Genomic DNA, 19,499 nt, shown 5'->3' with positions numbered 1-19,499 from the left:
CTCACTCACGGGCGTTCCGCGCAGCGCTTGCACTAGGGTGTCCGTCCGCGGCGACGTCTGACGCGGTGCCTGCCTGGGCTGAGATACCAGGCGCACCGCACGGTCGCCGGAGCGCCGGGCAACGCGCGCGGTGACCAGCATCCGCACTCCACGGGGTGAGTGCGGAGCGCTCGACGAAGGTGGCGGCAGACCACCGGAATGATTCGGAGGCAGACCCTTGGTGCGATTGGTTCTCGTCGGCCCGCCGGGTGCGGGCAAGGGCACCCAAGCGGCCGTGCTGGGCGAACGGCTCGCCGTTCCGCACATCTCCACCGGCGACCTGTTCCGGGCGAACATCGGCAATTCCACGCCGCTCGGGCAGCAGGCCAAGTCCTACATCGACGCCGGTGAACTGGTGCCCGACGAGGTCACCAACGAGATGGTGCGGGAGCGCCTCGCGGAGCCGGACGCGCAGAAGGGGTTCCTGCTCGACGGGTTCCCGCGCACCACGCCGCAGGCCGACGTGCTCGGCGAGATCCTGGCCGAGAACGGCATGGAGCTCTCCGCGGTCCTCCAGTTCGACGTGCCGGAGGAGGAGCTGGTGAGCCGCATGCTGGCCCGCGGCCGCTCCGACGACACCGAGGACGTGATCCGGCGCAGACTCGCGGTCTACCACTCGGAGACCGAGCCGCTGCTGGACTACTACCGCCCCAAGGTGGTCAAGATCAACGCGCTCGGTTCGGTCGAGGAGATCACCGACCGCGCGCTGGACGCGCTGGGCCAGAAGGCCTGACGAGCGGCACCGAGGAACGGACGGGAGCACGGGTGTTTCGGCGAGGCAAGGGCATCGAGCTCAAATCGACCGGCGAGATCGAGGCCATGCGGGCCGCTGGGCTGGTCGTCGCCGACGCGCTCGCCGCGGTGACCGCGAAAGCGGAGCCGGGCGTGAGCACCGGTGAGCTCGACGAGCTCGCCGAGCAGGTGATCCGGGACGCGGGCGCGGTCCCGTCGTTCCAGGGCTACCACGGTTTCCCGGCGTCGATCTGCGCGTCGCTGAACGAGAAGGTCGTGCACGGCATCCCCTCGAAGTCCGAGGTGCTCGCCGACGGAGACCTGCTCTCGGTGGACTGCGGGGCGATCCTGGACGGCTGGCACGGGGACTCCGCGGTCACGCTGTCCGTCGGGACCGTCGGCGCCCGCGACCAGGCGCTGTCCGACGCGACCCGCAAGGCCATGTGGGCCGGTCTGCAGCGCGCCCAGGCCGGTGCGCACCTCACCGACATCTCGCACGCGGTGCAGAGCGCCGCCCAGGCCGCGGCCAAGGCCGACGGCAACCAGTACGGGATCATCGCCGAGTACGGCGGGCACGGCATCGGCACCGAGATGCACATGGAGCCCTTCCTGCCGAACCTCGGCAAGCCGGGCCGCGGCCCGAAGCTGCGGGTCGGCATGGCGCTGGCGGTGGAGCCGATGCTGACGCTGGGTTCCGCGGAGACGGAGGAGCTCGACGACGAGTGGACGGTTGTCACCGTCGACGGTTCCCGCGCGGCCCACTGGGAGCACACCGTCGCGATCACCGAGAACGGCCCCTGGGTGCTGACCGCCCCGGAGAGCTGACCGGACCCGAACGCGCAGGACGCCCCGCTCGCCGATCCGGCGGGTGGGGCGTTCCGCTGTTCGGGGCCACCGGCCCGCCCGCGCGCACGCGTTCGCGGCAGGGCTGCGGCGGCAGGGGTCAGCGGGGGCGGCGGCAGACGTAGACGCGGGCCGGCGGGACGTTGCGCCACACGGTGCTGCGCGGCAGGACCTCCTCGAAGGTCTCCCGCAGCAGTTCGGTGAAGGCGATCGTGTTCCGCCGCCACAGCGTCGTCACGTAGGTGACGGTGGTGAACACGCCGCCGGGGGTCAGCGCCTTCGCGACCTCCGCGAGCAGTTCGCGCTGCTTGTCCGCCGGCAGCAGGGTCCACGGGATGCTGCTGATCACCGCGTCGACCTGGCTGCGGTCCGCGGTGCGCAGCAGGTCGCCGAGGTGCCCGGCGTCGCCCTCGATGACCTCCAGCCACGGCTTGGTCGCGGCGAGGTAGCGCACCATCTCCGAGTCGATCTCCACCGCGAAGTGGTCGGCACCCGCGGGCAGCCGCTCGTGCAGCGCGCCGCTCAGCGCCCCCGTGCCGGGGCCCAGTTCGAGGACCGTCGGCGTCCCGTGCGCGGGTACGGCCTCGGCGACCGCGCGGGCCACGTGCTCGGAGGTGGGCAGCACCGCACCTACGGTTCCGGGCTGCCGCACGGCTCGCGTGACGAAGGTGCGGTACTCGTGCAGCTTGGCTCGCTTGCTCACTCGGCGCTCCTGGATCGGTCGGGCGGTCCGTGCGGCACGGTAGCGACTCGGGCGCCGCGCGCGGGCGATGACGCTGCCGTGCGGGGGAATTGCGTGCGCTGGGCGGTCCGTCCGATCAGAGCAGCGGTCGGCGGCAGATGTAGTGCAGGATCGGCGGGAAGTTGCGCCACGTGGTGTGCGTGATGACCTCGTCGAAGGTGGCGGCGAGCCGTTGCCGGAAGCGCCGCCCGCCGGTGTTGTGCTCGGCGGGCAGGTAGGTCAGCGCGGTGAACGCGCCGTGCGGGGCGAGCACCTTGGTGACCTCGCCGAGGATCCGGTCCTGGTCGGCTTCGCCCAGCAGCGACCAGGGCAGGCTGCTGATCACGGCGTCCACCTGGTCGACGCCCCGTTCGGCCAGCAGCGGGACCAGGTCGCCCGCGTCGCCGTGGACCAGCTCCATCCACGGGGCGTGCACCCGCAGGTGGCGCACCATCTCGTCGACGAGCTCGATGCCGACGTGCCGCGCCCCGGCGGGCAGCCGCTCCCGGATGCCGCCGCTGAGCGAACCGGTGCCGGGGCCGAGCTCCAGCACCACGGGCTGGCCGGTGGTGGGCACGACCTGGGCGACGACCCCGGCGACCGCCGCCGAGGTGGGGGTGGCCGCGCCGACCTTCTGCGGGTTGCGCACGGCTCCGGCGAGGAAGGCGCGGTACTCGCCGAGCTTGCCGGGCAGGCCGGATGGGCGAGTGCTGGCGGGACGGTCCTGTTGGGCGGTCACTGCTCTCCTCGAAGCGCGGTTCGGTGGTCGGAACGGGATCGCTGGGGTGGCCGATGCCCTGGGCGGGCGGCCTCGCGGCTTCCCGTGGCCGGGGTGCGCGGCGGAGGCACCGGTGACCGGAGTGCCCGCGGCTCCGGGCGACGTCGTCGTCGCGCCGCCGGGTGAGATCGAACGTAGACAGCCCGCGAGCGGCCCCGCAACCGCCCGAGTGGGCGGTCCCGCCCCACCGCCGCGCCGGGAGGGACCCGGCCCGCGGGCGTCCGCCGAACCGGCCGAGCCCGCCGACCTGGGGTGTTGCCCGGCCCCGGGTGAGGGCGCGATCCGCGTGCGCGTACAGTGGAGCAACGGCGCACTCATCGCGCCGGTTCGTCGTGCGTCCTGCTCGCAGGGGGCGCGTGCAGGGGGTCGGTTCCGGCTCGCTGGCCAAGTCGCCCCACGGGTGTCCAGCGGTTCACGCCGCAGGGCTCAGGGCGTCCGGACCGGCCGCAGTGCGCCTGCCACCAGTCCTGGGGGAAGTCTCCTGGTCAGGTGGCCGAAGGCGCAAGCCTTACCAACCGTCACCGTCACGAAACGCGGAGGACATGGGCAAAAAAGACGGGGCCATTGAGGTCGAGGGTCGCGTGATCGAGCCGCTCCCCAACGCGATGTTCCGCGTCGAGTTGGAGAACGGGCACAAGGTCCTCGCGCACATCAGTGGCAAGATGCGTCAGCACTACATCCGCATCCTGCCCGAGGACCGGGTCGTCGTGGAGCTCTCGCCCTACGACCTTTCCCGTGGGCGCATCGTCTACCGCTACAAGTGACCTCCACGGTGTCCGGGAGACCGGGCACGCGTCCGAGCAGGAGAGCACAGGCCGTGAAGGTCCAACCGAGTGTGAAGAAGATCTGCGACAAGTGCCAGATCATCCGCCGTCACGGGCGGGTCCTGGTCATCTGCGACAACCAGCGCCACAAGCAGCGCCAGGGCTGATCGCGTCCGTCGCAGACGGGTAGCTACAGACAATCCAAGGGAACTCCCCTGACCTGCCGGCTCGCGAGGTGAGCCGGTCGACCCCCGGTTCCAGGCCGGGGCTTCGCGCCGTCCGCGGCGCGGAGGTGGCTGGGGTTGCAGACCTGGAACGACACGAAGGAGACCTGCCGCAATGGCACGGATCACCGGTGTCGACCTCCCGCGCGACAAGCGCATGGAGGTCGCGCTGACCTACATCTTCGGGATCGGCCGCAGCCGTTCCCAGGAGATCCTGAAGGCGACGGACATCTCGTTCGACGCCCGCGCGAAGGATCTCGACGACGAGCAGCTCGCGAAGCTCCGCGACTACATCGAGAACAATTTTCGGGTCGAGGGTGACCTGCGCCGCGAGGTCGCGGCCGACATCCGCCGGAAGATCGAGATCGGTTGCTACGAGGGGACGCGGCACCGCCGCCACCTCCCGTTGAACGGGCAGCGGACGAAGACCAACGCCCGTACCCGCAAGGGGCCGAAGAAGACGGTCGCCGGCAAGAAGAAGGCCGGGAAGAAGTAAGCGTCGCTAGGAGACCACGACAGCTATGCCACCCAAGTCTCGCACCGGCGCCGTCAAGAAGGTGCGGCGCAAGGAAAAGAAGAATGTCGCGCACGGACAGGCGCACATCAAGAGCACCTTCAACAACACCATCGTGTCCATCACGGACCCGACCGGTGCTGTGATCAGCTGGGCCTCCGCGGGCCACGTCGGGTTCAAGGGCTCCCGCAAGTCCACCCCGTACGCCGCGCAGATGGCCGCTGAGAACGCTGCCCGCAAGGCCGCCGAGCACGGCATGAAGAAGGTCGACGTCTTCGTGAAGGGCCCGGGTTCGGGCCGCGAGACGGCGATCCGCTCGCTGCAGGCCGCCGGCCTCGAGGTCGGCACGATCCAGGACGTGACCCCGCAGCCGCACAACGGTTGCCGGCCGCCCAAGCGGCGCCGGGTCTGATCGCGGGAGAGGAGTAGAAGAAGATGGCACGTTACACCGGTCCCGCGACCCGCAAGTCCCGCCGTCTGAAGGTTGACCTCATCGGTGGGGACCAGGCGTTCGAGCGTCGTCCGTACCCGCCGGGTCAGCACGGGCGCGCGCGCATCAAGGAAACCGAGTACCTGCTGCAGCTCCAGGAGAAGCAGAAGGCTCGTTTCACCTACGGCATCCTCGAGCGCCAGTTCCGCTCGTACTACGAGGAAGCCAACCGCCGCACCGGCCGTACCGGCGAGAACCTCCTGCAGCTGCTGGAGTCCCGCCTGGACAACGTGATCTACCGGTCGGGCCTGGCCCGCACCCGGCGGATGGCGCGGCAGCTGGTCAGCCACGGCCACTTCGTGGTCAACGGCACCAAGGTGAACGTTCCGAGCTTCCAGGTCTCGAAGTTCGACATCATCGACGTGAAGCCGAAGTCGATCAACACCACGCCGTTCATCATCGCCAAGGAGACCTTGGGCGAGCGGCCGGTGCCGGCGTGGCTGCAGGTCGTCCCGTCGAACCTCCGCGTCCTGGTGCACCAGCTCCCGGAGCGCGCGCAGATCGACACCCCGGTCACCGAGCAGCTCATCGTCGAGTACTACTCGAAGTGATGCTTCCCGCCGGCGGCCCCACCAGGTCGCCGGCGGTGGCCGTCCGGGCGGCGGAGCCGGATTCCGCCGTCCGCCCGCGGTTCGCCGCGGGCAGCCATTCCACCGACGTCAAATAGCGGGCGTCGTAGGCAAAGGAAACTCACATGCTCATCTCCCAGCGACCCTCACTGGCCGAAGAGGCCGTGACCGAGACCCGCTCCCGGTTCGTCATCGAGCCGCTGGAGCCCGGCTTCGGCTACACCCTCGGCAACTCGCTGCGCCGCACCCTGCTGTCCTCGATCCCCGGTGCGGCCGTCACCAGCCTGCGGATCGACGGCGTGTTGCACGAGTTCACCACCATCCCGGGCGTGAAGGAGGACGTCACCGACGTCATCCTGAACCTCAAGGAGCTCGTCACGAGCTCCGAGGAGGACGAGCCGGTCACGATGTACCTGCGCAAGCAGGGCCCCGGTGAGGTCACCGCGGCCGACATCGTGCCGCCGGCCGGGGTCACCGTGCACAACCCGGACCTGCACATCGCCACGCTCAACGGCAAGGGCAAGCTGGAGATCGAGCTCGTCGTCGAGCGCGGTCGCGGCTACGTCCCGGCGGTGCAGAACAAGCAGACCGGTGCCGAGATCGGCCGCATCCCGGTCGACTCGATCTACTCGCCGGTGCTGAAGGTGACGTACAAGGTCGAGGCGACCCGCGTCGAGCAGCGCACCGACTTCGACAAGCTGATCCTGGACGTCGAGACCAAGCCGTCGATCACGCCGCGCGACGCGGTCGCGTCGGCCGGTCGGACCCTGGTCGAGCTGTTCGGGTTGGCGCGCGAGCTCAACGTGGACGCCGAGGGCATCGAGATCGGGCCGTCGCCCGCGGAGGCCGACACCATCGCGGCCTACGCGATGCCGATCGAGGACCTGGACCTGACGGTGCGTTCCTACAACTGCCTCAAGCGGGAGGGGATCCACACCGTCGGTGAGCTGGTGTCGCGCAGCGAGGCCGACCTGCTGGACATTCGCAACTTCGGTGCGAAGTCCATCGACGAGGTCAAGCTGAAGCTGGTGGGTCTGGGCCTGTCCCTCAAGGACAGCCCGCCCGGGTTCGACCCGTCGGCCGCCGCTGCCGAGTACGCCTCGGAGGGCTGGTCGGCGGACGACGACACCCCGCTGGGCTCCTTGTCGGTGGCCGAGGACAACGGCTACGACGACGGTCAGGACTACGCGGAGACAGAGCAGCTGTAGCTGTGTTGCGCGGGAGGGCCACCCGATCCGCGCCTTGAGAGGAGCAAGCGATGCCCACCCCCACCAAGGGAGCGCGTCTCGGCGGGTCGCCGGCGCACGAGCGGCTGATGCTGGCCAACCTGGCCACGTCGCTGTTCGAGCACGGCAAGATCACGACTACCGAGGCGAAGGCGAAGCGGCTGCGTCCGCTCGCCGAGCGCCTGATCACCAAAGCCAAGAAGGGCGACCTGCACAACCGTCGCGAGGTCATGAAGACCATCCGCGACAAGGACGTCGTGCACAAGCTCTTCGCCGAGATCGGTCCGCACTTCGCGGAGCGGCCGGGCGGCTACACCCGGATCGTCAAGGCGATGCCGCGTCGCGGTGACAGCGCCAAGATGGCCGTGATCGCCCTGGTGACGGAGAAGACCGTCACCTCCGAGGCGGAAGCCGCTCGCGGCACCAAGTTCGCCAAGGACGCCGAGGCCGCCCCGGCTGCGGAGGAGACTCCCGCGGTCGAGGAGACCACGGCCGACGAGGCCGTCGAGGCCAAGGCCGACGACGCCGCCGAGGCAGGGGCCGAGGAGACCGCGAAGAAGGACGAGTCCTGATTCGGGTCGACGACGCCGCGAACGAGCCCGCCGCTCCCCACGGGGACGGCGGGCTCGTTCGTCTCCGCCTGGACGTGTCCTACGAGGGCACCGACTTCTCCGGCTGGGCGAAGCAGCCCGGCAGGCGCACCGTGCAGGGGCTGCTGGAGGACGCGCTGGCCAAGCAGCCCCCGGGCCGCGACGTCCCGCGCTCGGTGGTGGTGGCCGGACGCACCGACGCCGGGGTGCACGCCACCGGTCAGGTGGTGCACGTGGACGTGGTGCCGTTCGAGCCCGGCTCGACCGTGCGGATCCCCGTGGACGAGCGCGGGATCCCGGACCTGGAGCGGATGCGGCACCGGTGGAACCGGATCCTGCCGGGCGACGTGCGGGTGCTGGACGCGCAGGTGGCGCCCGCCGGTTTCGACGCCCGGTTCTCGGCGCTGCGGCGGCACTACCGCTACCAGGTCTCGGACGCGTCGTGGGGAGTCGATCCGCTGCGTCGGCGGGACACCTTGGCGTGGAACCGCCCGGTGGACGTGGCGGCGCTGAACGCGGCCTCGCTGGACCTGCTGGGGCTGCGGGACTTCGCGGCGTTCTGCAAGCCGCGGGAGGGCGCGACGACGGTGCGGGAGCTGCAGCGCTTCGAATGGGAGCGGGTGGCGGAGCACCTGATCGTGGCGCGGGTGAGCGCGGACGCGTTCTGCCACTCGATGGTGCGGAGCCTGGTGGGGGCGCTGCTGCTCGTCGGGGACGGGCGACGCGGCGGTGGTTGGCCCGCGGAGCTCGCCGGAGCCGGGGAACGCACCAGCGCGGTGGCGCCCGCGCACGGGCTCACCCTGCTCGGCGTGGACTACCCGGACGAGGCTGAGCTGGCGGTGCGGGCAGAACAGACGCGCGGCCTCCGCTCGCTCGGGTGAGGCTGCGCCGTCCCCCTGCTGCTCGGGTGGTGGGGGTGGCGGAACCTCAGCGGCCCCCTCGCTGCGGGATCTTTTTCGCAGGTGGCTCCGCCACATGCGACAAAGCTGTCCTCGCGAGGGAACCGCTGAGAACCCGCGGGTGGTTCCGTTGCGTGCTGGGTCTCCGTTCAGCGGCTTCGCCGCTGATAAGACACGGCCAGGACCTGCCGAGCAGCAGGAGGTCGGGCCTGCTGGTCAGGTGCGGCGCAGGGCTTCGGTGAGCTTGACCCGGGCTCCGGTGCGCAGCACCGCGTTCGCGTAGATCCGCCCACCGAGCCGCAGCAGCACCAGCAGCGCGGCGACGCCGAGCAGCACCGACACCACGCACTCCCACGGTTCGGCGACGCCCAGCGCGGTCCGCATCGGCATCAGCACCGGTGAGAAGCCGGGCACCAGGGACAGCACCGCGCCCAGCCGGCTCTCCGGGTCCTGCGCCAGCACGGTGACCCCCACCAGGAACGGCACCACCAGCACCATGATCACCGGGCTGACGACGCTCTGCAGGTCCTCCTGCCGGGAGACCAGCGAGGCCGCCGCCGCGAGGACCGTCGCGTACAGGTAGAAGCCGAGCAGGAACCACACCAGCGTCCACACCAAGGTCCCGGCCAGCGCGGTCGACGGCAGCGCGAGCACACCGGAGCCGATGGCGGCGGCCAGCCCGATGCCGCCGATCAGCACGAACTGCGCGAGCCCGGCCAGGCCGATGCCCAGCACCTTCCCGGCGAGCAGCTGGGCGGGGCGGATGGTGGACAGCAGGATCTCCACGACCCGGCTGGTCTTCTCCTCCACGACGCCCTGCGCCACGGCCTGCCCGAACATGATCAGGAAGAAGTACAGCAGCATCCCGGCGCCCACGGCCACGCCGAGCCGTTGGTCGCGCTGGGGGTCCGCGGGTTCCAGGGTGCGCACGTCCACGTGCGCTCCGGCCAGCACCTGGTGCACGTCGGCGGGTTCCAACCCGGCCATCGCGAGCTGGGCGTCGAGGGCCTGCTGGCGCACCACCTCGTCGAGCGCGGTGCGCACCGCCGAGTCCGGTTCGCCGCGCACCACCAGGTGCAGCGCGTCCGGGGCCCCGGTGACCAGCCCGTCCAGCTCGCCGTCGGCGACGAGCCGTTCCCCGGTGGCCCGGTCCGGGATCCGGCTGCTCTCGACGGTGGTGCCGAGCCGGGCCGCGGTGCTCCGCAGCGGGGTGGCGACGGCGGTGGCCTGGCCGGTGAACCCGATCTTCGTGCTGCCGCTCTGCTGCCCGATGAAGAACATCAGCCCCGCGTAGCCGATCAGGATCACCAGGATCGCTGCCGTGCTGAGCAGGAACGATCGGGTGCGGATGCGGGTGTTGACCTCGCGGCGGGCGACGAGCCACACGGTGCGGGCGGGGCTCATGCGGCGTGCTCCTCGGTGACGACGGTGCGGAACAGGTCGGCGAGGTCGGGGCGGTCCCGGCGGAACTCGTGCACCGGCCCGGTGGCGAGCGCGGCGCGCAGCACCACCTGGTCGTCGGTGCCGTCGGCGAGTTCGAGGGTGCTGCGGCCGTGCTGCTGGCCGAGGACGCGGACGCCGGCGAGCCCGTCGGTCCAGCCGGGCGCGGCCTGCGGCGCGTGCACCACGAGCCGGGCGGGCCCCCGCTCGCGCAGCTCGTCCACCCCGCCGCAAGCGATCATGCTGCCGCCGCTGACGATGCCGACCCGGTCGCAGAGCCGCTGCACCAGGTCGAGCTGATGGCTGGAGAACAGCACGGGAACGCCGCGGTCGCGGGTTTCGCGCAGCACCTCGCCCATCATTTCGACGGCGACCGGGTCGAGGCCGGAGAACGGTTCGTCGAGCACCAGCACGTCGGGGTCGTGCACGAGGGCCGCCGCCAGCTGGACGCGCTGCTGGTTGCCGAGGCTGAGCCGCTGCACCTGGTCGTCGCGCCGTTCCCGGAGGCCGAGCCGGTCGGTCCAGCGCTCGGCGGCGGCGCGGGCGTCGGCACGGCTCATGCCGTGCAGCTCGCCGAGGTGGGCGAGCTGCTCGGCGACCTTCATCTTGGGGTAGAGCCCGCGTTCCTCCGGCATGTAGCCGAAGCGCCTGCGCACGTCGAGGTCGAGCGGCCGGCCGCGGAAGCGGACCTCGCCGGAGTCGGCGGCGAGCACGCCGAGCGCGATGCGCATGGTGGTCGTCTTGCCCGCGCCGTTGCTGCCGACGAAGCCGAACAGCTCCCCGGGTCCGACGGTGAACACCATGTCGCGCAGGGCGGCGATCTCGCCGTAGCGCTTGGAGATGTGGTCGATCTCCAGACCGCTGTCCACCACGTGCAACGCCTCCTCCGGTCGGCTGCCGACTCGGATCATCGTCCCCGATGCCAGCGCCGGAGTGGGCGGGCCGGGGGAATTCCCCGCGGGTCAGCCGAGCAGGCCGTGCAGGGCCTTGTCGACCAGCGCGGTCACCGCGGGCGCGGCCCGCGCTCGCAGCTCGGGGTGCATGCCGAGGCGGCTGCGGCGGTCGAGCACGTCGTCGGCGTCGAGCGCGCCCTCGTGCCGCACCGCCCACAGCACTTCGGCGGCGGTGAGCTCGGTGCCGGGTGCGACGGGGTCGGCGAGGTCCGGGTCGAGTTCGGCGAGCGCGGCGACCCGGGCGGCTTCGGTGCCGTGCCGGGCGACGAGCCGCTGCGGACCGTCGATCTCGTGCAGCCGAGCCCGTTCGGCGGCTCCGACCAGCGGGACCGCGGTGGTGCGGGACGGGCCGGCGGGCAGTCCGGCGGCGCGGACCGCGGTGTCGACGGCGTCGGCGGCCAGCCTGCGGTAGCCGGTGGTCCGGCCGCCGACGACGGTGACCACGCCGTCCGGCGAGGTGCGGATCGCGTGCTTGCGGAACAGGTCGGGGGAGTCCTTGCGGTTGCCCGCGGAGTCGTCGTACCGCGGGCGCAGCGCGGCGAACGAGCCGAGCACGTGCTCCCGGCGCAGCGGCACGTCCAGCGCTTCGCGCACCGCGGCGAGCAACGAGTCCACATCGGAGTCGGGTGCCTCGGCGGGGACGGGGCCGGTGGCCGGTTCGGCGGCGAGCCCGAGCAGTGCGGTGCCGTCGGCCTGCGGCAGCAGCGCGGTCCACCGCCCGGATTCGGCGGGCAGCACCAGCCCGGTGGCGGTGATGCCTGCCGCTTCGGCGTCCACGACCAGGTGCGCGGCGCGGACGGTGCGCAGCCGCACCTCGGGGTCGAGCTCGGCGGCCCGCGCCCCGGTCGCGTTCACCACGGCCCGCGCGGAGAGCCGCAGCCGCCGGCCGGTGCGCTCGTCGACGGCGTCCGCGCCGTTCCGGTCCAGCGCGGTGGCGCGCACCCGGGTGAGCACGCGGGCGCCGAACCCGGCGGCGGTGCGGGCCAGGGCGACGACGAGCCGGGCGTCGTCGAGGAGCTGCCCGTCGTAGCCGAGCAGCCCGCCGCGCAGCCTTCCGGCGCGCAGTCCGGGGACCAGCGCCCCTGCTTCGGCGGCCGGCACCCGGCGCGGTGCGGGCAGCAGTGCGGACGGGGTGCGGGCGGTGCGCCGCAGCGCGTCGGCCGCGTGCAGCCCGGCGGTCAGCAGTGCTTCGGTCCGGCGGGGCGTGCCCTCGTGCAGCGGGATGAGCTGCGGCAGCGTGCGCACCAGGTGCGGCGCGGTCCGCGTCATGAGCACGTCGCGTTCCACGGCGTTCTCCCTGGCCAGCGCGAGGTCGCCCGGAACGAGCCCGTGCGGCCCGGCGTGCGCGGCCTCGCCGCACCAGCGCGCGGCGCCCCGGGCCAGGTCCTCGGCTTCGACCAGCGCGACCCGCAACCCGCGGGAGGCGGCGTCCAGGGCGATGCCGCTGCCGGTGACGCCACCGCCGACCACCAGCAGGTCCAGCGCGTCCTCGGCGGCCGCGGTGAGCTCGGTGGCGCGCCGTGCCGCGTTCAGCGAGGTGGCGCGCAGCGAACCCGCGGGCAGCGGCGTGGTGCTCATGGGGCCTCCGGGACGGTCGGTCGGGGTGCGGGGCGCAGTGCCGCGTCGAGCAGTTCGCCCAGTTCGCGGTGCAGCGCGTCGGGGTCGGTGCCGGTGGTGCCCGGCCGGGCGGAGATCACGAAGGACTGCAGGAGCAGCAGCAGCGCCCGGGCCTGCACGGCGGGGTCGGAGCTCCGCACCGAGCCGTCGGCGCGGCCGTCGGCGAGGTAGTCGAGCAGGAACGCCTCCGCGGCGAGCTGGGTGCTGCCGAGGTGGTCGACGAGGTACGGCAGCAGCAGTTCGGCATCGGTGTCGATGATCCGGCGCAGCAGCGCTGAGCGCTGGAGCTGTGCGACGACGTCGAGGAGAGCGGTGACGAGCCGCTCGCGCGCGGTCCCGCCGCTCTCCCGTTCCCGGGCGCTGCGCAGGATGCCGGAGAACTCGCAGCCCACCAGGGTTCCGACCAGCGCGGTGGCGTCGGGGAACCTCCGGTACAGCGTCATCCGGCTGATGCGGGCGCGGCGGGCGACGTCGGTGAGGGTGGTGCGCCGCACCCCGTGCGCGAGGACGCTCTCCCGCGCGGCGCGCAGGATCTCGGTGTCCTCGACGCGGTTCGCCGCGGTCCGGGTGGGAAGTCCCGGCCAGCCCGCGGCGCTGTGACGTTGCGGCGCCATGTGTAACACTGTACTGGTGAGCGAGTTGATCGACCACACCCTGCGCGGTGGCTGGACGCCCTCCGGGGCCGGTGCCGCACCGCTGCCCACCCACGCGCTGCGCTGGTTGTCCGGGCGCCTCGGCCTGGACGGTGCCAGCACGCCCGCCGCGCCGGCGTCGCTGCTGGAGGTGCCGGACGGCGCGCTGCCCGTGGAGGCGCGCGCGGAGCTCGTGGAGCTGCTCGGCGAGCACCAGGTGCAGACCGGCGCCACCGCCCGGTTGGGGCGAACGGGCGGCCTGTCCTACAGCGACCTGCTGCGCCGCCGCGACGGCGTGGGCCTGGCGGTGCCGGACGCGGTGCTGCTGCCCGCGGATCCGGAGCAGGTGCAGCGGGTGCTGGAGGTGTGCGTGCGCCACGACGTGGCGGTGGTGCCCTTCGGCGGCGGGACCTCGGTGGTCGGCGGGGTGACCGCGCTGCGCGGCGCGAAGCGCGCCGTGGTGGCGCTGGACCTGGCTCGGCTGGACCGGTTGGTGTCGGTGGACCCGGTGTCGCGGGTCGCCGTGCTGCAGGCGGGGGTGCGTGCGCCGGAGGCGGAGTCGCTGCTGGCCGCGCACGGGTTCACCTTGGGCCACTTCCCGCAGTCCTTCGAACGCGCCACCATCGGCGGGTTCGCGGCGACGCGCTCCGCCGGTCAGGCCTCCGCCGGGTACGGGCGGTTCGCGGACATGGTGGAGGGCGTGCGGGTGGCGACGCCGGTGGGGGAGTGGCGGCTCGGTGCCGCGCCCGCCTCGGCCGCGGGTCCGGACCTGCGGCAGCTCGCGATCGGCGGGGAGGGCGCGCTGGGCGTGATCACCGAGGTGGCGGTGCGGGTGCGGCCGAAGCCCACCGAGATGCGCTACGAGGCGCTGGTGCTGGACGGTTGGCAGGCGGCGGCGGACGCGGTGCGCGCGCTGGCGCAACAGCGGGTCCTCGCCGACGTCACCCGGCTGTCCGATGTGGACGAGACGGCGGTGCAGCTGGAGCTCTCCGGCGGCGTGAAGTCGCGGGCGCTGCGCACCTTGCTGCTGGGCAGCCGGATCGACGAACCGTGCCTGCTGGTGCTGGGCTGGGAGGCGGCCTCCGCGGCGGAGCTCAAGCAGCGCCGCGCGGCGACGATGCGGGCGCTGCACGGGTTCCGCTCGCTGCGGCTCGGGCCGCGCGGCGGGGAGGCCTGGCACGCGGCCCGGTTCGCGGGCCCGCGGCAGCGGGACGCGCTGCTCGACGTGGGCGTGTGCGTGGAGACGCTGGAGACGGCGACCTGCTGGTCGAGGCTCAGCGAGCTGCGCTCGGCGGTGCGGGCGGCGCTGGTGCGCGAGCTGGACCGGGACGGGCAGCCGCCGATCGTGATGTGCCACCTCTCGCACGCGTACGAGACGGGTGCCTCGCTGTACTTCACGGTGCTGGCGGCGCGCGGCGCGGACCCGGTCGACCAGTGGCGGCGGGCGAAGGAGGCCGCCACCGGCGCCATCACCGAGCGGGTGCCGGGCCACGAGCTGGGGCGCGGCACGCTCACCCACCACCACGCGGTGGGCACCGACCACCTGCCGTGGCTCGAAGCGGAGATCGGCGGCATCGGCACCTCGGTCCTCGCCGCGGTCAAGCAGGCCGTGGACCCGACCGGAATCCTGAACCCCGGCAAGCTCGTCGGTCCGTGACCGCCCGCCGCCATCGCGCGGCCGCGGGGTGAGCCCGCCGAACAGCGGTCCCCGGGCGCTCGCGAGCGCGGCGGGCGTCGGCGCGGAGGCACCGCCCGTCGAGGTCCGCCGCGCGGCTCACCGGCCTGCGCGAGGTCGTCCCGCCGGTGGCCGGCCACCCGGGCGCTTGCGGGTTCTCGACGGCCCCCCGGCGTCCCGTGCAGGTGGCTGAGCCACCCGCGAGGACGCGGCGAGGGGGCCGCCGAGGTCCCGCCGACCGAGCCGCTCGCGGCAGGAGCGGGGACGGCCGATCAGATGGTGACGAGCATCTTCCCGGTGTTCTCGCCGCGCAGCTGCCCGATGAGCGCGTCGGGCGCGTTGCGCAGCCCCTCCAGCACCGTCTCGGTGTAGCGGATCTTGCCGTCGCGGACCAGCGGCGCCACGTCGGCCTGGAACCGCTCCCGCAGGTCCTCGTGGTCGATCACGATGAACCCGCGGATGCTCAGCCGCTTCTTCACGATCTTGAACAGGTTCCGCGGGCCGGGTGCGGGCTCGGTGTCGTTGTAGACCGAGATGGCGCCGCAGGCGGCGACCCGGCCGAAGTCGTTGAGCTGGTCGATCGCGGCTTCCAGGTGGTCGCCGCCGACGTTGTCGAAGTACACGTCGATGCCGTCCGGTGCGGCTTCGGCCAGCTGCTCGCGGATCGACCCGTCCTTGTAGTTGAACGCCGCGTCGAAGCCGAGGTCCTCGGTGATGTGCCGGACCTTCTCGGCGGAACCGGCGCTGCCGATGACCTTCGCCGCGCCGTTGAGCTTCGCGAGCTGCCCGGCCAGCGAGCCGACCGCGCCGGCGGCACCGGAGACGAACACGGTGTCGCCCGCCTTGAACTTCGCGATCTCGAACAGGCCCACGTAGGCGGTCCAGCCCGGCATGCCCAGCACGCCGAGGTAGGCGTTCAGCGGCGCGGCGTCCGGGTCGACCGGGACGGCGCGCTCGGCCTGCACCGACGCGTACTCGCGCCAGCCGCCGTAGTGCAGCACGTGCTGGCCGACCTGGAACAGCGGCGACGCGGAGGCGATGACCTCGCCGACCGCACCGCCTTCGAGGGCCTTGCCGAGCTGGAACGGGGGCACGTAGGACTTGGTGTCGTTCATCCGGCCGCGCATCGACGGGTCGACGCTCATCACGACGTTGCGGACCAGGATCCGGCCTTCTCCGGGCGCGGTGACCGGGGCTTCGACGGTCTCGAAGTTCTCGTGGGTGGGGAAGCCCTGCGGACGGCTCGCGAGCCGGATCTCGACGCCGGTGTCCGGAAGTTCCTGGTTCGTCACGCTGGCCTCCATATATACGAAACTGATTCGTGTCGGAAATAGTGCGCACTGAGGGTGCACTCATGGTGGGACGGCGGCGTCGCGCGTGCGCGCCGACGGTGCCCCATCGGGGGAACCCCGCTACGAGGTGGACCTATTCCTGTCGCGGCAGTGGCATCGCTAACGAAATCGAACCAGGTTCGAGGAACCTTGGCAACATCACTCCGGCGGCTTCCCGCGGCGCCGCGACGGCGACCAGCGGGACTTCTCCAACGAGCGGCGCAGCACCAGGTACGCCGACTGCACCGACGCGATCAGGTCCGCCGCGCGGCCCGGCGCCACCCGGCGATCCGGGTGCGGCATCGGCGTCACCCGCATCCAGCGCTCGTCCCACAGCGCCTCCATCGCGTGCTTCCAGCGCAGCTCCACGCCCGCCACGACCTCGTCGCGGGCCTCGGCGGCCGCCGCGATCCGCTGCTCGGCGACCGCCACCTCCTGCGCCAGCCGGGCCGACTTCTCCCGCTCGTGCTCGCGCATCCGCTCCGCCGCGCCGGTCGCCGTCGCGATGATCTCCTTGTAGCGGGCCGAAGCCGGGACCTCGCTCATTCCGCGCCCTCCTCCGGGATGCCCGCGGCCAGCGCGCCCGCCAGGTCGAACGGCAGCACCACCTCGGGCTGGGAGTGCACCGAGCGGTCGAAGAACAAGCCGCGCCGCGCCCGCGGCGACCAGTGCACCAGCTGCCCGGCGGCGAAGCTCGACAGCTCCTGGCCGTGCACGTCGAACGCCACCCAGGCGCCGATCTCGTCCACCGGGCCCATCAGCGTCGTCTTCACCCGCTGCGCGCTGCGCCACCAGCCGAGCACGTGCACCCGCTGCTCCGGGCCCTGCTTGAGCAGTTTGCGCAGGTGGTCGAGGCCGCTGGTGAAGTCGGGGCCCTTCTTCTCCATCGCGGAGTGCGCGGCGTCGACGCCGTAGAAGAGGACGTACTCCGGGGTCTCGGTGTTCCCCACCGACCCGGATCGATCATCGATCTTGCGGGCGAGTTCGCCGACGACCTCCACTGCCGCGTCCACGCCGTGCCGCACATCCGTCTCGTGGCCCAGCTCTTCGAGCTTGCCCTTGAGCTGCTCGACGTCCGGCGCGACCTCTTCGACCAGGCCCAGCACCGTGAACCGCGCCTTCTTCGCGTCGTGCTGCCGAGCCAGCGACAACGCCGCCGCCCCCAGCACGCTCACCGCGTCCACCCGCACCGACCCGATCACCGCGAGGTTCCGGCCCGGCGAACGCTCCATCCGCACCGCCGCCGCCGTGCCGTTCACGTCGATGACCTGCCCGAGCAGGGCGACCGGGGACTCCGACCCCGTCATCAGCCCGGTGAAGTCCGGCAGCTCGGACAGGGCGGGCAGCAGCGAGCCGTCGAACAGCCGCGGCGGCGCCGCACCCTCCTGCCGCCGCTCCCACAACCGGCGCTGCAGCTCGTCGAAGGTGCCCTTCGCGGTCGCGTCCGGGATCCGCGCGACCTCGTTGCCGTGCTTCACCCCCGACTCGTGGTTGATCACCGCGTGCCAACGCGGCAGCGCGAGCGCCGCCTCGTTCTGGTCCGCCAGCACCCGGCGCGCCTTCGGCAGCGCGATCCGCAGGATGAACTGCTCGAAGATCGCCGGTTTGCCCCAGAACGCCTCGATGCCGGAGACGTCCTGGCTGGCCAGCACCAGGTGGATGCCCTGCGAGCGGCCGCGCCGCGCCACGTCCTCCAGCAGCGAGGTGGCCTGCGCGGACACCGTGTCCCGCTCGGCGAACAGGTACTGGAACTCGTCGATCACCGCCACGATCCGCGGCCAGCGCCCGGACGGGTTCTCCGCCCGCAACTCCTCCAGCTTGGTGACCTCGTGCGCCTTCGCCGCGTCCGCGCGGCGGCGCATCTCGGTCGCGAGGAAGCGCAACAGCGCCAGGCCGAACTCGCGGTCCTCGTTCACGTTCACGCCGACCAGCTGCGCGTGCGGCAGCCAGGTCGGGTCGCGGCGGCCCGGGGTGAACTGCGCGAACGACACGCCCTCCTTGAAGTCCAGGAGGTACAGCTCCAGCTCGTCCGGCGAGTACCGGGCCACCATGCCGCCGAGCATCGAGTACAGGAAGTTGGTCTTGCCCGAGCCGCTCGGGCCGCCGATCAGCGTGTGCGGGCTCGCGTCCCCGAGCGTCACCTTCACCGGTTCGCCCTCGTGGAACCCCGCCGGTGCCTGCAGCCCGGAGGCGGAGCGCTGCACCCACAGCGTCTCCGGCACCAGGTCCGCGAAGGTGCGCACCCGCGAACGGCGCGTCACGAACTCGGTGGCGATCGCCGAGCAGGCCTTCGTCACCAGTTCCCGCGACGGCGGTGCGTCCAGCCGCACCACCGCTTCCGGGCCGGTCATGCTGGTGCGCGCCTCCTCGGCGTGCAGCGTCACCGACTCGACGGAGCTGTTCACCGTCATCGGCAGGTCCGCCACGATCAGCTGGATGCCGCAGGCCAGCCCGTTGCGCGCGACCCGCTGCAACTGCTGCTGCTGTTCCTCCCGCAACGGTTCGCCGTCGCCGAACAGCACCGCGATCCGCCACGGCTCGTCCCGCTGCCCGGTGTCCTCCGCCAGCGCGCGCAGCGAGATGTGCCCGCCGTTGAGCGCGCTGGTGTGGATGCGGCGGATGTGGTCGGACAGCTCCTCCAGCATCTCGCCGAGCCGCGTCGGGTCGTGCGCGGTGAGCAGCCCCGCGTTCGTCAGCGGGTACAGGCCCGGCAGCGTCCCGGTCAGCTGCGCCACGTCCCACACGTGCACCCGCACCAGGCCGGGCTTGTAGTGGCTGAGCATCCGCAGCACCAGGTTCTGCACCAGGGATTCGCGGGCTTCCAGGTTCTGCCGGTTCGAGGTGATCCGCAGGTGCGCCTCGTCGATCATCGGCACGGCCACCGGGAACGGGCGCGGGTCGGGGGAGGCGGGCACCTGGCCGGTGCCGATGCGCCACAGCTGCGGCGGCAGCGAGCTCGCCTCGGCGGTGCCCGGTTCGCCGAGCCAGTCCTGCCACGGGCGTCCGGCGGTGCCGGGGGCGGCCTCGGCGACCAGCGCGGCCAGCCGGTCCGGGCCGTGCCCGCTCCACTCGGTGAAGATCTGCTCGCGCTCGGACCGGGCCTCCTGCATCGCGCCGTCGAACGCGAGGTCGCGGGAATCGCAGACCACGGAGGGATCGCGCTCCGCCCTGGCCAGGCCGACCGCGGCGATGCGCTGGGCGAACTCACGCTGGGCGTAGGAGGCGCGGACCCGTTCGAGCTCGTTCTCGGCGGCGCCGAGGGCGGTCGCGACGGTGGTGCGCAGGTGCTCGAAAGCCGTCTCGATGCTGCTACGCCGCTCGTTGCGTTTGCGCACACCCCACCTCGGCACCTGGTGTTGCAGACCGTGAGGAAACTACCACTCGGAATGTGTGGTCAACGGCGCGCGGTGGCGCGGGCCACCGCGTATCGAGCGCGCGGCGACCGGCCGGCGGCGGCCCGCC

General features: G+C 72.6%; 20 protein-coding genes. 11 read left to right on the top strand and 9 right to left on the bottom strand.

Going from position 1 to position 19,499, the window contains the following annotated elements:
- Positions 1 to 217 precede the first annotated feature (217 nt).
- Positions 218 to 772, top strand: coding sequence for an adenylate kinase (locus H1226_RS25745; protein WP_224956632.1), 555 nt, complete (start codon positions 218 to 220; stop codon positions 770 to 772).
- Between the two features lie 32 nt (positions 773 to 804).
- Positions 805 to 1,596 (top strand): type I methionyl aminopeptidase, encoded by a 792-nt coding sequence (gene map / locus H1226_RS25740; RefSeq protein ID WP_258343607.1) that lies wholly within the window; start codon positions 805 to 807, stop codon positions 1,594 to 1,596.
- 118 nt (positions 1,597 to 1,714) lie between these two features.
- On the opposite strand, the gene H1226_RS25735 is transcribed toward map, so the two are convergent.
- Together H1226_RS25735 and H1226_RS25730 are read right to left on the bottom strand one after the other, a co-directional pair.
- Complete coding sequence (locus tag H1226_RS25735) at positions 1,715 to 2,317, bottom strand: class I SAM-dependent methyltransferase (protein ID WP_258343605.1); 603 nt, start codon at positions 2,315 to 2,317, stop codon at positions 1,715 to 1,717.
- A gap of 115 nt (positions 2,318 to 2,432) precedes the next feature.
- Positions 2,433 to 3,074 (bottom strand): class I SAM-dependent methyltransferase, encoded by a 642-nt coding sequence (locus H1226_RS25730; protein WP_258343604.1) that lies wholly within the window; start codon positions 3,072 to 3,074, stop codon positions 2,433 to 2,435.
- 581 nt (positions 3,075 to 3,655) lie between these two features.
- On the opposite strand from H1226_RS25730, the gene infA reads away from it, so the two are divergent.
- The 8 genes from infA to H1226_RS25690 all read left to right on the top strand — a co-directional run bounded on the left by infA (position 3,656) and on the right by H1226_RS25690 (position 8,371).
- Entirely contained in the window at positions 3,656 to 3,877 is a 222-nt protein-coding gene (gene infA, locus H1226_RS25725; RefSeq protein WP_009948665.1) for a translation initiation factor IF-1, read from the top strand.
- 53 nt (positions 3,878 to 3,930) lie between these two features.
- A complete protein-coding gene (gene rpmJ / locus H1226_RS25720; RefSeq protein WP_184476415.1) occupies positions 3,931 to 4,044 on the top strand; it encodes a 50S ribosomal protein L36 in 114 nt (37 codons plus the stop codon).
- Positions 4,045 to 4,216: 172 nt separating this feature from the next.
- Positions 4,217 to 4,597: a 30S ribosomal protein S13 gene (gene rpsM / locus H1226_RS25715; RefSeq protein ID WP_224956628.1), complete on the top strand. Its 381-nt coding sequence runs from the start codon at positions 4,217 to 4,219 to the stop codon at positions 4,595 to 4,597.
- 25 nt (positions 4,598 to 4,622) lie between these two features.
- Entirely contained in the window at positions 4,623 to 5,027 is a 405-nt protein-coding gene (gene rpsK, locus H1226_RS25710; protein WP_224956627.1) for a 30S ribosomal protein S11, read from the top strand.
- A gap of 23 nt (positions 5,028 to 5,050) precedes the next feature.
- The gene (rpsD, locus tag H1226_RS25705; protein ID WP_224956626.1) at positions 5,051 to 5,656 is read left to right on the top strand and encodes a 30S ribosomal protein S4; all 606 of its coding nucleotides are present in this window, start codon (positions 5,051 to 5,053) and stop codon (positions 5,654 to 5,656) included.
- 143 nt (positions 5,657 to 5,799) lie between these two features.
- Positions 5,800 to 6,882 (top strand): DNA-directed RNA polymerase subunit alpha, encoded by a 1,083-nt coding sequence (locus tag H1226_RS25700; RefSeq protein WP_224956624.1) that lies wholly within the window; start codon positions 5,800 to 5,802, stop codon positions 6,880 to 6,882.
- Between the two features lie 50 nt (positions 6,883 to 6,932).
- The gene (gene rplQ, locus H1226_RS25695) at positions 6,933 to 7,472 is read left to right on the top strand and encodes a 50S ribosomal protein L17 (RefSeq protein ID WP_258343574.1); all 540 of its coding nucleotides are present in this window, start codon (positions 6,933 to 6,935) and stop codon (positions 7,470 to 7,472) included.
- Positions 7,473 to 7,540: 68 nt separating this feature from the next.
- Positions 7,541 to 8,371 (top strand): tRNA pseudouridine synthase A, encoded by an 831-nt coding sequence (locus H1226_RS25690; protein ID WP_258349504.1) that lies wholly within the window; start codon positions 7,541 to 7,543, stop codon positions 8,369 to 8,371.
- Between the two features lie 234 nt (positions 8,372 to 8,605).
- On the opposite strand, the gene H1226_RS25685 is transcribed toward H1226_RS25690, so the two are convergent.
- From H1226_RS25685 to H1226_RS25670, 4 genes are read right to left on the bottom strand one after another with little or no spacing between them, the layout of a single operon-like run.
- Positions 8,606 to 9,793, bottom strand: a complete 1,188-nt coding sequence (locus H1226_RS25685; RefSeq protein ID WP_225043670.1) for an ABC transporter permease — start codon at positions 9,791 to 9,793, stop codon at positions 8,606 to 8,608.
- Complete coding sequence (locus tag H1226_RS25680) at positions 9,790 to 10,740, bottom strand: ABC transporter ATP-binding protein (protein WP_258343564.1); 951 nt, start codon at positions 10,738 to 10,740, stop codon at positions 9,790 to 9,792. The genes H1226_RS25685 and H1226_RS25680 overlap by 4 nt, the downstream gene beginning before the upstream one ends.
- A 51-nt stretch (positions 10,741 to 10,791) precedes the next feature.
- Positions 10,792 to 12,360, bottom strand: a complete 1,569-nt coding sequence (locus tag H1226_RS25675; RefSeq protein ID WP_258343561.1) for a glycerol-3-phosphate dehydrogenase/oxidase — start codon at positions 12,358 to 12,360, stop codon at positions 10,792 to 10,794.
- The gene (locus H1226_RS25670) at positions 12,357 to 13,013 is read right to left on the bottom strand and encodes a TetR/AcrR family transcriptional regulator (RefSeq protein WP_258343559.1); all 657 of its coding nucleotides are present in this window, start codon (positions 13,011 to 13,013) and stop codon (positions 12,357 to 12,359) included. The genes H1226_RS25675 and H1226_RS25670 overlap by 4 nt, the downstream gene beginning before the upstream one ends.
- 16 nt (positions 13,014 to 13,029) lie before the next feature.
- Here H1226_RS25670 and H1226_RS25665 point away from each other — a divergent pair, with 16 nt between their 5' ends.
- On the top strand, positions 13,030 to 14,688 hold the full coding sequence (locus H1226_RS25665; RefSeq protein WP_258343557.1) for an FAD-binding oxidoreductase: 1,659 nt from the start codon (positions 13,030 to 13,032) through the stop codon (positions 14,686 to 14,688).
- Positions 14,689 to 14,978: 290 nt separating this feature from the next.
- On the opposite strand, the gene H1226_RS25660 is transcribed toward H1226_RS25665, so the two are convergent.
- From H1226_RS25660 to H1226_RS25650, 3 genes are all read right to left on the bottom strand, one after another.
- On the bottom strand, positions 14,979 to 16,010 hold the full coding sequence (locus H1226_RS25660; RefSeq protein WP_455363830.1) for an NADP-dependent oxidoreductase: 1,032 nt from the start codon (positions 16,008 to 16,010) through the stop codon (positions 14,979 to 14,981).
- Positions 16,011 to 16,196: 186 nt separating this feature from the next.
- On the bottom strand, positions 16,197 to 16,583 hold the full coding sequence (locus tag H1226_RS25655; protein ID WP_258343552.1) for a hypothetical protein: 387 nt from the start codon (positions 16,581 to 16,583) through the stop codon (positions 16,197 to 16,199).
- Positions 16,580 to 19,372, bottom strand: a complete 2,793-nt coding sequence (locus H1226_RS25650; protein WP_258343550.1) for an FtsK/SpoIIIE domain-containing protein — start codon at positions 19,370 to 19,372, stop codon at positions 16,580 to 16,582. The genes H1226_RS25655 and H1226_RS25650 overlap by 4 nt, the downstream gene beginning before the upstream one ends.
- Positions 19,373 to 19,499 lie beyond the last annotated feature (127 nt).

The organism is Saccharopolyspora gregorii, assembly GCF_024734405.1.
Classification (GTDB): Bacteria; Actinomycetota; Actinomycetes; order Mycobacteriales; family Pseudonocardiaceae; genus Saccharopolyspora_C; species Saccharopolyspora_C gregorii.
This window is presented reverse-complemented; position numbering and strand designations above follow the sequence as displayed.

Coding starts and splice junctions, on each gene's coding strand:
- H1226_RS25675 (WP_258343561.1), bottom strand. CDS start 12,360: ATGAGCACCACGCCGCTGCCCGCGGGTTCGCTGCGCGCCACCTCGCTG.
- rpsD (WP_224956626.1), top strand. CDS start 5,051: ATGGCACGTTACACCGGTCCCGCGACCCGCAAGTCCCGCCGTCTGAAG.
- infA (WP_009948665.1), top strand. CDS start 3,656: ATGGGCAAAAAAGACGGGGCCATTGAGGTCGAGGGTCGCGTGATCGAG.
- H1226_RS25655 (WP_258343552.1), bottom strand. CDS start 16,583: ATGAGCGAGGTCCCGGCTTCGGCCCGCTACAAGGAGATCATCGCGACG.
- H1226_RS25700 (WP_224956624.1), top strand. CDS start 5,800: ATGCTCATCTCCCAGCGACCCTCACTGGCCGAAGAGGCCGTGACCGAG.
- rpsK (WP_224956627.1), top strand. CDS start 4,623: ATGCCACCCAAGTCTCGCACCGGCGCCGTCAAGAAGGTGCGGCGCAAG.
- H1226_RS25660 (WP_455363830.1), bottom strand. CDS start 16,010: ATGGAGGCCAGCGTGACGAACCAGGAACTTCCGGACACCGGCGTCGAG.
- H1226_RS25680 (WP_258343564.1), bottom strand. CDS start 10,740: ATGATCCGAGTCGGCAGCCGACCGGAGGAGGCGTTGCACGTGGTGGAC.
- H1226_RS25685 (WP_225043670.1), bottom strand. CDS start 9,793: ATGAGCCCCGCCCGCACCGTGTGGCTCGTCGCCCGCCGCGAGGTCAAC.
- rpsM (WP_224956628.1), top strand. CDS start 4,217: ATGGCACGGATCACCGGTGTCGACCTCCCGCGCGACAAGCGCATGGAG.
- rplQ (WP_258343574.1), top strand. CDS start 6,933: ATGCCCACCCCCACCAAGGGAGCGCGTCTCGGCGGGTCGCCGGCGCAC.
- H1226_RS25670 (WP_258343559.1), bottom strand. CDS start 13,013: ATGGCGCCGCAACGTCACAGCGCCGCGGGCTGGCCGGGACTTCCCACC.